This is a genomic window from Thermodesulforhabdaceae bacterium (assembly GCA_037482015.1).
Lineage (GTDB): Bacteria > Desulfobacterota > Syntrophobacteria > Syntrophobacterales > Thermodesulforhabdaceae > JAOACS01.
Genome location: JBBFKT010000006.1, coordinates 25,758 through 40,764, shown reverse-complemented (window position 1 = coordinate 40,764; position 15,007 = coordinate 25,758). Strand labels below are relative to the sequence as shown.

The window sequence follows — 15,007 nt, the reverse complement described above, 5'->3', positions numbered from 1 at the left end:
CAAAGCAGTTTCCATTGTCAATTGCTTTCTTCTTCTTTCGGAGTATAATTATTGTTGTGCAATAATGATCACAAAAAGGAGGTAGAAGATGAAATACATCTATAGCGAAAAAGCTCCGCATCCTGTAGGACCATATAGTCATGCTGTTCAAACTGGAAATTTTCTTTTTCTTTCGGGCCAAATTGGTATTGATCCCCAAACAGGAGACCTTGTGTCCACCGACATTAGAGATCAAACAAAGACGGCTCTTAATCATATTAAAGCTATCCTAGAAGAAGCTGGTTGCGACATTGAATCCGTTGTAAAAACTACAGTATTTCTTACAACAATGGAGCATTTTACTGTCATGAACGAAATTTACGCTGAATTTTTTGGATCCCATAGGCCTGCTCGTTCTTGCGTTGCCGTTTCCAAACTTCCCAAAAACGCTCTGGTTGAAATAGAAGTTATTGCCTACATGGGATAAAACTTCATTCGGTAACCATGGGCATAAAGAAAGCTGTATAACCAGGATCCTCTGGATCGGACACAAAACCACCTTCCATTTCTGAACTCCACTCGAAGTGGAAGGTGTCTCCAGAAATTACATTAGTAGCATCGCTGAGATATTTAATATTGAAGGAAGCATTAAAGATTTCCTTTCCGTTATAGTTTATGGGAATTTCTTCTCTGGCCATTCCAATTTCCGCATTCCCGGCAGATATTTCCAAAACCCCGGGCGAGATAACAAGATTCACGTGGCGCCAAACTTGGTTGGTAAAAATAGCCATACGTCTCAAAACTTGCTGAAACAGGCTAAGTGAAATTTCGGCCTTGTTGGGACGTTCTGGGGGAATAATTGAATCAAAGGCTGGAAAAGACGCATCGAGAAGTCTCATGGATATAGTCATTCTGTCATTCTTTGCATAGAAAACATTTTCGTGAATTCCGAGAAAAATCTCATTTCCGTTAGCATCGTCAACAATACGCAAGATTTCCTGCACGCCCTTTCTTGGTATGATTATTTCGCTGGGGGCAAAATCCAAGCCAATCTCTTCCCTGGATGCCTGAAAACGAGCCAGCCTAAAGGCATCGCATGAAATGAACTTATAAACTCCTTGATCATCGCAAGAAACGTAAAGCCCCGAAATACTTATTGAACTTCCAGAAAGGGGTATGGCGTAAAAAGTTTTCGAAAGAGCTTTTTCTAGTAGCCTAGCGTTGCAAGAGTAGTAAGTTACATCTCCTTCGAATTGATCTACAGGAAAGTCAGACGGTTCAAGGCTTGGAAGCTGAAAAGATGCTTTTTCTGTGATAATGTTTAGTCTTCCGGGGGTGTCCATACTAAGTTCTATAGTTTGAGCTGGAAATTCTTTGGCAACTTCAAAAAGGCTTCTTGCTGGTGCAGTAACTTTTCCTTCTTCGATTACCGTAGCGTCTGCATATATCCGCACGGATAATTCAAAGTCAGTAGCAAAGAACTTAATTCTCCCATCTTCTGTTTCTAAAAGCACGTGTGAAAGTATAGGTGGGCCCTTTCTCTCCACTACCGATTGAACCGAACTCAACGCCTTTACAAGTACATCTTTGCTAATTTGAATCTTCATGTTCATCCTCCACACGCAAGGAAGTTTCTACCGGACTTCTGGTTGTTAGCAAAATTATTATACGCGAACACATAGAAAGTAATAAACAAAATAATTCCCCGTTAAATTTGTTTAAAACCTCGCTCGACTTTGGAATTGCAAGGAGTCTTTGTTAACAAACAGTTAAACAACATATCTTCATTTTCGACAAAAAAATCCTCTTGTCTTAATTAATGTTCAGTTTTGGGTTATGTTCAACATATTATTGACAATAGTTTAACACTTTTTGTACTTATTTTATACAAAATAATAACGATTCCTAGTTAAGAAGAAATTAAAGCTCTGTTTAAGTCATGGGATTTCTTGGATGTGTAGCTTTCCACTCTTTTTCCGTGAGTATATTCGCCAGACATTAAAAAAGGATCTTTTAGCAACTGCGGTATGTGCTCTTTACAGCATCCAAACAATTCTCTGCACATAAAAAATTTTCGAGTTTTCCTATGACCCGAGATAAGGTCTAATGGTTTAGCGATTCTCAGTGTGTTACTAGGAATTTTAATTTGTAAAAAGATGTGTTAGTTAAAAAGATCGTCGCTATTGACTATTGTGTCACACTTCGTGCAGATTTATGAAGATTTAAGGCTAATTCAGGAGGGATGTTATGGGTCGTTGGTATTTATTTACTTTTATCTTTACTTTTACTTTCCTTTTATTGTTGCTTTATTTTTCTTTGGGTTATGCAAAAGATGCTTCTTCGCTCCAGGAAAGTGAAGATCTGGTAAAGGCAAAACACTTCATCCAGAAAGTTTTGAAAAGTAACAGCCGTTTTGTATCAACTCACAAGGCATCGTACTTCGAACCTTTTTTAGATGCACAACATCCAAAAGCTACTGTTGTTATGTGCTCTGATTCAAGAGTTCACACTCATGCCATAAGTGATGCTCCTGATAACGAAATTTTCGTCATACGAAACATAGGAAACCAGATGAGCACTGCGGAAGGATCAGTAGAATACGGAGTTCGACATCTACACACTCCTGTTTTAATGTTTCTGGGTCATTCCGGCTGTGGTGCCATTAAAGCTGCATCTTCCGATTATTCGAAAGAGTCGGAAGCCATAAAGAAAGAACTCGACACAATAAAAATACCCAAGGGGGTAGAAAACATTGAGGGAGTTAAAATAAACGTAAACAACCAGGTGGCAGAAGCTCTTAAGAAATTCGACCAGGAAGTAAAGGAAGGAAAGTTGGTCATAATTGGCGCTATTTATGATTTCAGAAATGAGCTTAAGAAAGGACATGGAAAACTGAATATCATCAACATCAACGGTGAAACAGACCCGGTCAAAATCAAAGAAAACCCGCTGATCAAGGGCCTTTATTAAAGAGTAATAGAAAATTGGAGCAGGAAAAGTGTCTGTGTATAAGAGATGCTTTTCCCGCTCCTTGCTTAGCTTTCTTGTTTTCGTTATGCAAGACCCAGCATAGGAAGAAGAACCATCAGTCCTGCCCAGATAAGAAGTCCACCCAGAATGTCAAAGTATATACCGGCTCTGATCATTTTGGTGATGGGAACCATGCCCGACCCGTAGACTATAGCATTTGGAGGTGTAGAAACAGGGAGCATGAAGCCCCAGCTTGCCCCAAGAGTGGCACCGATTGCAGGAGGAACTGGATTTACACCAGCCGCTTGAGCTAAAGAAATAATAACGGGAACCACCATATTAGCCGATGCAGTGTTGGAAGAGGTTTCGCTAACCAGGATCGCAATAAAAATAGCTCCCAGCGTGATACCCCACATAGAAGTAGCACCCGTTAAGTTCATGAGGGATTTACCTATAGCATCGGCAAGTTTCAGTTCAAACATCAGGTTTCCAAGGGTGATACCACCGCCGAAGAGCAGGAGAGTTCCCCAGTCAATGTTTGTTGCCTGTTTCCACGATATTGTAAATTCTCTCTCCTTCCAGTTTGTTGGAAGTAAAAAGAGAAGAGCGGCGCCTATGAGAGCTGCTATGCTTTCTGGGAAAATTTTATTGTAATTTTTATATATAGTCCCATCTGTTCCATAAATCAGAGCAATAATTCCGGGAATAAGCCACAAAGCCACTGTTATAGAAAAAACTATCATCACATTCTTTTGTCCTCTTGTCCATGAGCCAAGGAGAGCTTTCTCTTTAAGAATGTAATCCGTTGCTCCCTCCAGGCGAGATACCTCTGGTTTATGGAGATAATACATCAACACAAAAAGAAGAGCTGACATAAGAATTAGCAAGGGAACAGCGAATGCCATCCACTGAAAAAAGGCGATCTTAACATTGCAGAACTTTTCTATCATGGCTATGCCTATAATATTAGGGGGAGTGCCCACGGGTGTCCCGATACCGCCAGCAGAAGCGCTATAAGCTGCCATTAGCATCATACCGGTTCCAAAACGCAGTTTTTTGGGATCTACAAAGTTTCCTGTTTTTCTATGTATTAAATCCGCAACTGAATAAACTACCCCAAGGCCTATAGGATACATCATAGCCGTAGTGGCTGTGTTGCTTATCCACATGGAAAGGAAGGCGCAAATTACGCCAAAAGCGACAAGGATTTTTGCTGTGCTGTTTCCAACAGATTTTATAGACATGATGGCATATGTAAATCGCTTATCCAAACCATGAATTCTCATGGCTTCTGCAATGATAAAGCTTCCAAAAAATAGATAAATAATAGGATCTGCAAAAGGTGCCAGAACCTTTTTTATGTCGGCTACTCCCAGAATTACGCAAAGAATTGCTCCCCATATGGCACTTACAGGAATTGGAATAGGTTCTGTTACCCACCAAACCGCTACCCAGCTAACTATGGACGCAAGTATATGAGCTTTGGGCGAGAGGGAAGGCATGGGAATAAGGTAAACAATTATAGCTACAAGAGGACCCAAAAACAGCCCTATACTTTTTCGGAAGTTTTCAAGTCGTTCTTCCTTTTCTGACAAAACTTCACGGATTTCCTCATCCTTTACCTGATTAACCCTGACACTTTCATTGCCCATCATTGATCCTTTCCTCCCTCATTTTCTTACATTGGTCTTTATACCCTTCCACAAGGCGTTAAATAGATCACTTAAGCGAATGACCCCTATGGTGGTATTATTGGAGACGACAACCGAATACGTGTACGAGCCCGAAACCATATGGAGAAACACCTTTTCTAAAGTCATATCTTCAGATATGTATTCTTTTTCCGAAAAGTGATACATGATGTCTTTGACAGGCAGTCCCTGTATCATGCCTTGAACTTGTTCAAGTAGTTCATGCCAGGAAGATGGTTCGCTGGTTAAGCTCCCTCCTAGAGCAGCTACAACATCCGTAAGGCGGACATACCCGGTAATTTTTAGATCCGAATCGTGCACGAAAATTACTCGGGGTTTGAAGTCAAATTCGGAGCGAGCTCGCCAGGCATCTATCATAAGGAGAGCATCATAAATAGATCTATCCTCCGCAACTTTTGCACAGTCCACAATTGGTATCATCAAATCCTTTGCCTTCATTTTAATAGCTCCTTTCTACATCTCGTTGCCCAGGTCAACCCTGGGCAATGTGTTAAAATGAGGTGAGAAAAGCTGGATCTATCCTATGTTCATCCACTTCAGGATAGAAAGCATTATTGCTGCCGCCATAACTGATCCAATCTGGCCTCCTGTGTTAGCACCCATGGCGTGCATTAAAAGCCAGTTATTAGTATCGTATTTGCGACCTTCCAATTGAACAACTCTTGCCGCCATGGGATAGGCTGATATGCCGGCAGCTCCAATGAGTGGGTTGATTTTGCCTTTTGATATGAAGCACATGAATTTTCCAAAAAGAATACCCATTACCGTATCAAGGCATATGGCAAGCAACCCCAGAGCCAGGACTATTAGGGTCAGAGGTCTTAAGAAAGTGTTTCCTTCCATGGTTCCACCTATAGAAAGCCAAGTAAGAGAGTAACAGCATTTAGAATTTCGTTTTCGGATGCTTTAGTAAGGCGAGAAACAACTCCAGATTCCTTCATAAGGTTGCCGAGCATTAACATACCCATTAGAGGTGTTCCAAAAGGTGCTACAATGCAACAGACGATAGTAACCACAAGAGGGAAAAGAATTTTTACTTTTTTAGAAACGCTATTATGAGAAGGGTATTCCATTCTAATAAGTTTTTCTCTTCTGGTTGTAAGAAGCCGCATAATAGGGGGCTGAATAAGTGGCACCAGTGACATGTAAGAATATGCCGCTACGGATACAGCTCCGAGAAGATGAGGTGCAAATTTAGAAGTAACGTAAATCGATGTGGGGCCATCACAGGCGCCAATAATCCCTATGGCGGCGGCGTCCAATAGATTAAACCCAAGTAAAATTGCTATAAGAAATGTAAGGAATATACCAAATTGACCCGCAGCTCCTAAAAGTAAAATTCTTGGGTTTTCCAGAAGAGGCGTGAAATCCGTCATCGCTCCAATGCCGATGAAAATAAGACAGGGGAATACTTCGTTAGCGACTCCAAACTCATAGAACTGCCTTAAAAGACCATCGGGACCCATAAGATCAGCAAGAGGAATATTTACAAGAACAGCTCCAAAACCAATAGGAACCAAAAGAAGTGGTTCGTATCCTTTCTTTATACCCAGATATAGAAGACCGCATCCTACAAGAATCATTATTATGTTTTTGATAGTAATAGCCCCAAAGCCAGAAATAAGGGCTGAAATGCCAGCTAAGACAATGTCTACCATCAGGATATCTCCTTTCCGTTTGTCTCTTCATCACGATAAGGAAACACCCTCTTAAGACCTTCAATAATTAGAGTGAGTATCCAGAGGGTAAAAAGAGTGCCGCCCATTCCGACAAAAGCGATAACCAACCCTTTTTCTAACATCCTCACTACTCCATCTTTGAATTTTCGTGAATCACCAGATTCTGCCAGTTAAGCGCGCTCACCGGCGTTCAAGCATTTCAGCAAAATATGTGCAAAGATCCCTGTTGTTTTTGATAGCTTCGAAAGTTAGCCTGTGTCCCAAGTATGTGAACTTGAAAAAGGGGCGATACTTTCAGGTTATCTCTCTTATTGTGGCGAAAATTTGTGACAGTATGGCGAAAAACCGCCATTTTAAAATAAGCAGAATCTGTCCCCGTGATGATTGGTCAAGAAGGATTGATGTCCTTATAAAATAACTCGCAACGATCAAATCACATGAATTACAGGGAGCGATAGTCCGTTTCCATAAGTTGATATTTTTCCATTTTGTATCGAAGGGTTCCTCTAGGAATTCCAAGGAGTTTAGCTGCCTGGGAGACATTGCCACCGGTAATCTTGAGCGCTTTTTTTATGAAGGATAGAGCAATTTTCTCCATTATCTCTTCTAAATTCATTCCCTCCAGGGGAATGTTGAAAGAAGACATCAAAACGTCATCAAAGGTAATCTCTGGCCCTTGAGCGATCTCTTTCGGAAGGTGTGATGTATCAATTAATCTATCATCGTGCATTATACAGATTCTTTCCAGAACATGAGCAAGTTCTCTAACGTTTCCAGGCCAGGAGTAAGCCAGAAGAAGTTTTTCTGCCTCCGGAGAAAATCCCTGAAACTTGCGACTGTATTTTCTATTATGTTCAGACACAAAGTGTTTAGCTAAAGGCATAATATCTTCAGGTCGCTCTCTTAAAGGTGGAATATGAAGAGGAATGGTATTAAGGCGGAAATATAAATCCTTTCGGAACTTGTTTTCTCTAACATAACCCTGAAGATCTTGATTGGTGGCGGCGATAATTCTTATGTCTACTCTGTGAGATTGAGTACCGCCAAGGCGGCGAACAGAATGATCTTCCAGTATCCTGAGAAGTTTTGCTTGAAGTCCCGGGACAAGTTCTCCTATTTCGTCAAGGAAAATGGTGCCCCCGTTAGCTACTTCGAAAAGACCCAGCTTTCTTTCTTTAGCCCCTGTAAAAGCACCCTTTTCGTGCCCGAAAAGTTCACTTTCCAGCAGTTGTTCCGGCAAAGCAGAGCAGTTTATCTCCACGAAAGGATATTTCGATCGTGGACTCATAGCATGGATGGTTCTTGCAAAAAGATCCTTTCCTACGCCAGTTTCTCCCGTAATCAATACTGTGGCGTCAGAAGCAGCAATCCTTTTAACTTTTTCGAGCAATTCTTTCATAACTTTGCTTTCTGCGATAATAGCTTTACCCCTGAGAATACCATCGTGATGGGATCGAAAAGCTCTGACTTCTCTTTTTAGTTTTTGCGTTTCCAGAGCGAGCTTGACAATAAGAGTTATAGCATCCGCTTTGAAAGGCTTTTTTATATAATCGTAGGCTCCCAACTTAATAGCTTCCACTGCTGATTCTACAGAAGCATATCCCGTAATGATTACAACAAGAATGTCTGTGTCTTCCTCTTTTAGCTTTTTTAAGACCTCAATACCTCCCATGTCGGGAAGGTTGAGATCAAGAAGAACCAGATCCACCGGTGAACTCTTAACAATGTCAAGGGCTTCCCTGGCGGTTGATGCTACAATGCTTTCATATCCTTCGTCTCTGAGAATACGCTGCAGATTGTCGCAAATAAAATCTTCATCATCGACGATAAGAATGCTTCCTTCGTTCATGTTTTTATAATTTCCTCCCCCTGGTCAATGGGTATATCGAAATAAAAGGTCGAACCTTCTCCGGGGATACTTACCACATTAATTCTTCCTTTGTGCTCCGTGATGATGTTGTGTGCTATAGCAAGACCAAGACCACATCCAGAAGAACGGCGGCTAAAAAAGGGGTCAAATATGTAAGGTAAATCTTCGGGATCTATTCCTCTACCTGTGTCGGAGATCATGGTTCTTACGGAGTCTTTGGCAATCATTGAATCCTCGGCCTTTACCCTGAATATCTTAACCGATAGGGTTCCACCTTTATCCATAGCCTGAATCGCATTCAGGAAGAGATTCAAAAACACCTGTTTTATTCTTTCTCTGTCTATACTCAGGAGCGGAATTGGCTCTTCGACCTCGGTAATTACGTCTATTTTGCTGTTCTTTGCCAGCTTTCTAACAAGAAGAAGCGTATCCGCCATTACAGAAGGAAGATAGGCTTTTTCCATCTTAAGGTTCCTTGAAGGATTGGCAAAATCCAGGAGACCGTTTATAAGGTTTTCGAGTCTTTCCATTTCCTGATTGCTGAATTCGATCGTGAAGATCATCCATCATCAGGGAAATACCCGTAAGGGGGTTTCGTATTTCGTGAGCAATACCTGCTGCCAGTACTCCCAAACTTGCAAGGCGATCCGTTCTTCTCAGGTGTTCTTCTATTTCTTTTCTGCTCGTTATATCTTGAAAGAATATAAAAAGATTGCTCTCGGGAAAGTTTTCAGAAGCAAGAACCGATGAAGAATATTCAATTACTTTTTCTTTCCCGTCAGGGAAAGTGATGCTGGTTTCTTTGGCATCTTTTATAGAACAGCCCAATTCCGAGCATTCGCGAACAAAATCAGTCCAGGAAGTAAAGTCCGCAAAGGCTTCAAAAAAGTGTTTGCCTTCAACTTCTTCTCTGGGTATTCCAAAAAACCGTTCTGCATAGGGATTAAACCATAGAATTTTCCCTCGCCCATCGAAAACAATAACGCCGAGAGGAATGTGGGCAAGAATTAATGTTACAAAGTTCTTTTCTTTTACTAATCTCCAGTAAAGTTCCGAATGTTCAATGGCTTGAGCGGCCTCTCCGGCAAGGATCTCAAGGGCTTCTATTTCTGTGGTTCCGATGGGAGAAGTCTTTCCAATTTTGTCGGCTCCTAAGACCCCTATCACCCTGTCTCGACTTTTCATTGGAGCCCAGACGATGTGTTCACTACCTCCAGACGTAGCAATTTTCTTATCGAGCTCTGTTATACTTATATCGTCATCATAAATCCCGACGGATACTGTTTTTCCTGTATGAAAGGCTCTCACAAGGGTGCAATCCTGACGATCTACGTGGAAGGAAAAAGATGTGGCGATTTTTTCGTGATCTGGTGAGAATTGATATGTGCCTCGACATACCAGCCGGCGAGTTTGAGAATCAAAGAGGTAAAGAATAGCTCTATCGTATCCAAGCCCTTCCACTGCGGTCTTCAAAACTGCTTGAAGGACATCGTCTCGCTTATAGGCTAAGCTCATGAGCTGGCTTAAAGAATGAATGTTTTTGATAATCCATATTTTTCTCTCAAGTTCGTAAGAATATTGTTCAAGGTTTTTCTTGGACTGCGTCAATTCTTCAAGTGATTTCTCAAGATTCAAACGATGTTCATGGATTTCTCGAGCCATAACCGCAAGATTTTCGGAAAGTCCTTCCAGTTCATCTCCCGTATGGACCACAATATCGTCTGGTAGTTTCCTTTCTGCAATTTCGACGGCTTTTCGGCTGAGATGCCGTATGGGTTTCGTAATCGTTCTTGCCAGAGATAAGGCTACGACTATGGAAACCAGTAAAGAAAGAGTCAAAACTAAAGCACTTTCCATCCTTGTTCGAGAAAGCATATCTTTAATGGCTTTCTCGGTAGTAGAAATTGGCTCTTTGAATTTTGTCATTTCAACGCCTATGGTAACGCCGCCGAAAATTCCGTAGCGGTCATAGGGAGGACTGTAATAATGAATGGGAGCATAAGCCATTACCCGTGGAATTCCCCCCACATTGAATGTACTGGTTACACCTGAACGCCCTTTTCGTACTTCTGATGCAATGATGGGATAATTTGTATTTATCTTGCCCGCGTGGTCTAGATTAAAAGGGGCTTTTCCTGCTAAAAGGTTTTCATAATAGGATGGATCAAGAGGATCAAATTCAGTTCCGTCAGGACGAAGACTTCTAATATCGCAATACTTGGGATGAGTTATTATCCAGCCTTCATCATCAAACATGAAAGCGTAATTTCCACTGGAATAGGATGGAAATACGACAAAACGATCCTCCGTGGGAAGAATATGCATGGTAAACTCCATGAGATGACGATGATCCAGAGATAAAACTACTACACCAGAAACTTCGCCGTTTTCACCTACACACTTTGTGGCGAATCTTACCACACCTTCGTATTTTTTTCCTTCAACGGCGTGTTCCACATCACTTGCACCTTGAAGTTGTTCTTCCAGGGAGACAAACCATCCTGTTACGTGTGACACATAAACCCTGCCGGGGGGAAGTTTCATAACCTCCAGAAAATATTTTTCCGACCTGTAAGTTGTATTTTCTGGTTTGGACACATCCCGCAGATCCTCTTGCTTAACTGGGTAGCCGTCAAAAATTCTGATCAATTCTTGGCCTGAAACGTCAACGAAGGCAATCTCCCGATACAAAGGGAGATCTTGTCGTACCTCAACAGGATATTCATTAGTGCCATCTTTCATCCACACAGTTTTTTTGTGCATAGTATAAAAATCTTGAAATACTTCGGTTTTTTTGGGCAAAAGACATAAAATCTTTGCGTCTTTTTCAACGCCTTGAAGAAATTCACTTACCCTGTTGGCAAGCTCAATAGCTCTTAGTTCAAGGGATTCCCTGGCTTTTTTCTCAAGCTGAAGAGAACTTTCTTTCAAAGCTACTCTGGTTAAATTGTGAAGGTTCAAAATGTGAGTTATTCCAAAGATGCTGGCAGGGATTACCGAAACAAGAATAAGAACAAAGGTCAGTTTTTTAGCTATGGAAACTCGAAATTTTTTTCTTCGGGAATCTTGACCGTTCTTGTTTTGGTCTATTTTCATAAGCGTCCTCCGATTTCAAAAATCGGTTTTACATTTTACCATAAGTTGAGAACCTTGTGAGAAATACCAGAATTTGGATTCGGATTGTTTCAGGGATAAACTTTTAGATTCTGTTAACTGCCGAAGAAATACCTTCTTATGGTTCCTTGAAGAAATTTATCACAGTTAACAGCTATAGTGGGATTCTACGCAAATTGTTCAAAACTTGGTTGACCTGAGCTTTTGGTTAGTTTTTGTCGACGCACTATTTGGCAATTAATCTAATTTTTCGACAAAAAGTCTCATTTTTAATGATAAATGTTTAATCTTGGGGGTTTTTAGACAACGTTTAGACATTAATTAAACTATCTTTAAACAATATTTCGACAAAATAAGAATAATTAGCATCAATATTTTTAAGCGAGAAGACTCCCATGGGATTTATGCGTGCTTTGGGCACTTAAGCTTTTAAGGTATATAGAAAGATTTGCCTGTCTTTTGGCAGGTTTACTCGCTATCGACGACTCTATCAAAAGCTTTCCTGAATAGAGGTTCTGTTCTGTATCGTTCCTTTTCAGCTAGGAAGGTTTTCAGGCTTTCAAGAACCGCAGTAAGGTGTTCTACTGGGAATCGAATTCCAACGGCTGTAATTATGCTGTGTCGCCTGAAAGGATCTACTTCTAAGCTCCAGGGACGTATGCAGAAATGTTGTCCTGTGACCTTCATATACCATTCGAATTCTTTGACCTTCTGCATGAGGTTTTTATACTGCTCTTCCCCAAAAACTGTCCCTTCAAATTCACCGTAGGAACAATCTCCAAAGGTAATGAAGCAGTTAGCCGCTGAATCCTTTTTTATTTTGAAGTCAGGGTAAAGTGCAAAAAATGGATCAAGTCGGTAAAGTTCGATGAAATCGTGAATAGGGATCATTTCTTCTCTATGTATAAGACAACCGCTTCTGCATTGATCGATAAAAGCCCTTAGATATCTGCAAACCAGAGCAAAAAGATCGTCAGGGATAGCAAGTCCTACGCTTATTATTCTGGCATGCCCCTGCCCTAGTGGTGGCTCTCCTATGATTATTCTTAGTCTGGATGCAATTTCTGGGTTTGTCTGCTCCAGATGAGACATGAAATGTTTAGCCAGAATTTCTTTCTCCTGATAGTTAAAAATTCCTGGCCCGAGGTTTACTCTATTAGGGTCTTGATCGTATTCAAAATTGCTTGCCAGAATAAGATAATGAAATCCCGGAACCTTCATTACGTGGAATCCTTCGTTCTCAAAGCCCTTAACAAGGCTCATCGTTCTATTTTTTATAAAAATATCGCGTATAACATCATTTTCCGTATCGCCTCGCTCTTTTGCTTTTTCTACCATTAGTTCATGTATCCAGTGAGTTCGCCAGGTTATGCAAAGCATCAAAGTTTTTAGGATACGCTTTACTTCCGCTCTAAGGTTTTTTCCCCGATAAGTGATAGGTGGCCCAAAATCAAAATCTTTTAGTGAGATTCCTTTCAATTCAAGAATTCTTTTTCGATTTTCCGGTGGAATGAATTCAAGATATCTTGCGAATGTCAGGAGCAGTTCTTCCTGAGAAATAACCGAAAACTCGTTTTTTAGCCTTTTTTCTAATTCCGTATATTTTTCCAGTTCCAGCTCCCATTGGTAGTGAATGTCCAGGAGTTCTTCATAGGAAAGGTTGCGGTAGCCTTCCTGTTCAAATTTTTCTCTGACATATTCCCAATCTACGTATAGCTTTTTTCTGGACCTCTTATCCTCAAGAAAACTTTCGGCTGTTGTGTAGCCAACAATTCCTGATTCACCATCAACGAAAACTTTTTTCCCGAGATATTTGGCAAATAAGCTTTCTGGATTTAATTCTACCTTATCGCCATGGACAATTACAGGCTTTAACCCATTTGCATCAACTGCATTTATGAGGTAGGGTTTGCAGTAAGCCACGGCCGACACTGCTTCATGTCCTGTGGCGTTTCCATCGTAGCGAATAATTCCTCTGACTCTGGGATGGTTAACAGCGATGTCTGTTTCTCCGTAGGGGTAACGTCTTAGCAAAATAACATTGACTCCAGCATCTGCAAGTTTTAGAGCTTCTTCGGTACCGAACGCCAGAATACCTGCATCAGCGCTATCTGTTATAGGTTCTCCTTTTCCAATGAGGATGTAATCATGGAAATCTTCTCGCAGAATCTTTTCTGGCTGTTCCAGGGCGTTGTTTATAATCATTGAAGCGGCTTGAATAGTGGTTTTGCCTTCATCAACCATGTCCATAAGAGCTCGCATAGTGGCACTGAAGGTCATACGGAGCGGACGGCGCTGAAGTATGAATAGTTTTCCGTCTTCCACTGTAAATTCTATGTCAAGAGGCCGCTTAGATTGACTTTCAAGCCAGTCACGGACTAAAAGGAGTTGTTCATAGACTTTTGGGAATTGGCTTTTTAAATCTTCAGCTTTAAGAAATTCCCGTCGAAGTCGTCCAGATACTATTTTATCACATTGAATTCTTGGAGCCCATTCGATGACGAGAGAGTTTTTTCCCGTTCTGTGATCTCTTGTAAAAAGCACTCCGCTTAGGGAATTTTCGTTCCTATTTCCAAACACCATTGTTTGAATTACCACCGCTGTGCCAATTTCGTCTGGCACTGAAGGTGATCGACTAAGCCTTGCTGCGACAGCTGTTGGTCCCATCCAGGAATCGAGCACAGCTTCAATGCTGTGGCGAAGCTGTGTTAGAGGATCTTGAGGATATTCTCTTCCGTATTTAGGATGTTGGTTTTTTCGGAGAATATTTTCATAATCACTAATTAGTTTATAGAGCAAAGATGTTTCGGTGGTATCTATTTCATCTCGTATGTTGAGCTTTTCTAATACCTGGTGGAATTCGCTGTAAGGGACACCAAGCACCACTTCCCCATACATACGAAGAGCGTTTGCATAAGTGCTTAATATAAAAGCTTCATCTTCACCTCTTTCTATAAGTGTTCTAACGATCTCTGATGTAAGTCCAACATTAAGGACAGTGCTAACTGCGCCGGGAAGAGAAACAGGCGCTCCTCCTCTTACTGCAACTAACAGCGGAAAAGCCTCTTCCGCTGAACCGAAATACCTTTTTTCTCTGATCTCTAATTCCAATAGAGCTTTCATAATATCTTGCCAGATGGCATCGGGGAGCACTCGATCGTTTGCAAAATAGGCTCGACAAACATCAGTAGTGATTATGAATCCATCGGGAACCTTGGCAACCCTAGAAAAAGTTCCTAGCTCTTGAGATAGTTGTTGAAAATCTTCAACAAGCTTTGCCCCTTTGGCTCCCAACTTATCTACCCTTTTGGGATCAGCCTTTTCAAAAGAAACAGTGTAATATTCTTCTTGTTTCATCCTGTTGCTGCTCCATTTCTTGTTTTTTTTCGTAAAATCAACCTTTCTTTGAAATTAAAAATCATGACTGAGCGGAAGGCAACAAAAACTATAATTGCTTTATGTTTGATCTAAACTTGTGCTGTTGGTGTGAAAAAAAGCATAATCTTTTTTTATCCACTTTACACCTGGGTCTTTATTTTTTACAAATATCGGAAATCTACGACTATAGAGTTAGAAGTCAGAATTAGGGATGTTCTTGGTTTAGGTTGGGTGCTAATACCGTGAATAAACAAGAAACATTGCTTGACATGGTTGGATTTTTAGGCTAATTTTTAAGATCATGT

General features: G+C 40.9%; 10 protein-coding genes and 1 pseudogene. 2 read left to right on the top strand and 9 right to left on the bottom strand.

The window, feature by feature from the left end; genetic code table 11:
• Positions 1 to 88 precede the first annotated feature (88 nt).
• Positions 89 to 466 carry a RidA family protein gene (locus WHS38_08220; protein MEJ5300959.1) on the top strand — a complete coding sequence of 126 codons (378 nt, stop codon included), beginning with the start codon at positions 89 to 91 and terminating at the stop codon, positions 464 to 466.
• Between the two features lie 4 nt (positions 467 to 470).
• Here WHS38_08220 and dnaN read toward each other — a convergent pair whose 3' ends face one another.
• Positions 471 to 1,586 (bottom strand): DNA polymerase III subunit beta, encoded by a 1,116-nt coding sequence (gene dnaN, locus WHS38_08215; protein MEJ5300958.1) that lies wholly within the window; start codon positions 1,584 to 1,586, stop codon positions 471 to 473.
• Positions 1,587 to 2,226: 640 nt separating this feature from the next.
• On the opposite strand from dnaN, the gene WHS38_08210 reads away from it, so the two are divergent.
• Positions 2,227 to 2,949 (top strand): carbonic anhydrase, encoded by a 723-nt coding sequence (locus WHS38_08210; protein MEJ5300957.1) that lies wholly within the window; start codon positions 2,227 to 2,229, stop codon positions 2,947 to 2,949.
• 83 nt (positions 2,950 to 3,032) lie between these two features.
• On the opposite strand, the gene WHS38_08205 is transcribed toward WHS38_08210, so the two are convergent.
• The 8 genes and pseudogenes from WHS38_08205 to WHS38_08170 form a co-directional block, all read right to left on the bottom strand.
• Complete coding sequence (locus WHS38_08205) at positions 3,033 to 4,604, bottom strand: DASS family sodium-coupled anion symporter (GenBank protein MEJ5300956.1); 1,572 nt, start codon at positions 4,602 to 4,604, stop codon at positions 3,033 to 3,035.
• Between the two features lie 15 nt (positions 4,605 to 4,619).
• Positions 4,620 to 5,099: a CBS domain-containing protein gene (locus WHS38_08200; protein MEJ5300955.1), complete on the bottom strand. Its 480-nt coding sequence runs from the start codon at positions 5,097 to 5,099 to the stop codon at positions 4,620 to 4,622.
• Positions 5,100 to 5,177: 78 nt separating this feature from the next.
• Positions 5,178 to 6,244 (bottom strand): annotated as a pseudogene (locus WHS38_08195) (sodium ion-translocating decarboxylase subunit beta).
• Between the two features lie 74 nt (positions 6,245 to 6,318).
• Positions 6,319 to 6,462 (bottom strand): OadG-related small transporter subunit, encoded by a 144-nt coding sequence (locus tag WHS38_08190; GenBank protein ID MEJ5300954.1) that lies wholly within the window; start codon positions 6,460 to 6,462, stop codon positions 6,319 to 6,321.
• A 320-nt stretch (positions 6,463 to 6,782) separates the two neighbouring features.
• A complete protein-coding gene (locus WHS38_08185; protein MEJ5300953.1) occupies positions 6,783 to 8,189 on the bottom strand; it encodes a sigma-54 dependent transcriptional regulator in 1,407 nt (468 codons plus the stop codon).
• The gene (locus tag WHS38_08180; protein MEJ5300952.1) at positions 8,186 to 8,674 is read right to left on the bottom strand and encodes an ATP-binding protein; all 489 of its coding nucleotides are present in this window, start codon (positions 8,672 to 8,674) and stop codon (positions 8,186 to 8,188) included. Before WHS38_08180 ends, WHS38_08185 begins: the two co-directional genes overlap by 4 nt.
• A gap of 1 nt (position 8,675) precedes the next feature.
• Positions 8,676 to 11,306 carry a PAS domain S-box protein gene (locus tag WHS38_08175; protein ID MEJ5300951.1) on the bottom strand — a complete coding sequence of 877 codons (2,631 nt, stop codon included), beginning with the start codon at positions 11,304 to 11,306 and terminating at the stop codon, positions 8,676 to 8,678.
• Positions 11,307 to 11,792: 486 nt separating this feature from the next.
• Entirely contained in the window at positions 11,793 to 14,681 is a 2,889-nt protein-coding gene (locus tag WHS38_08170) for a PEP/pyruvate-binding domain-containing protein (protein ID MEJ5300950.1), read from the bottom strand.
• Positions 14,682 to 15,007 lie beyond the last annotated feature (326 nt).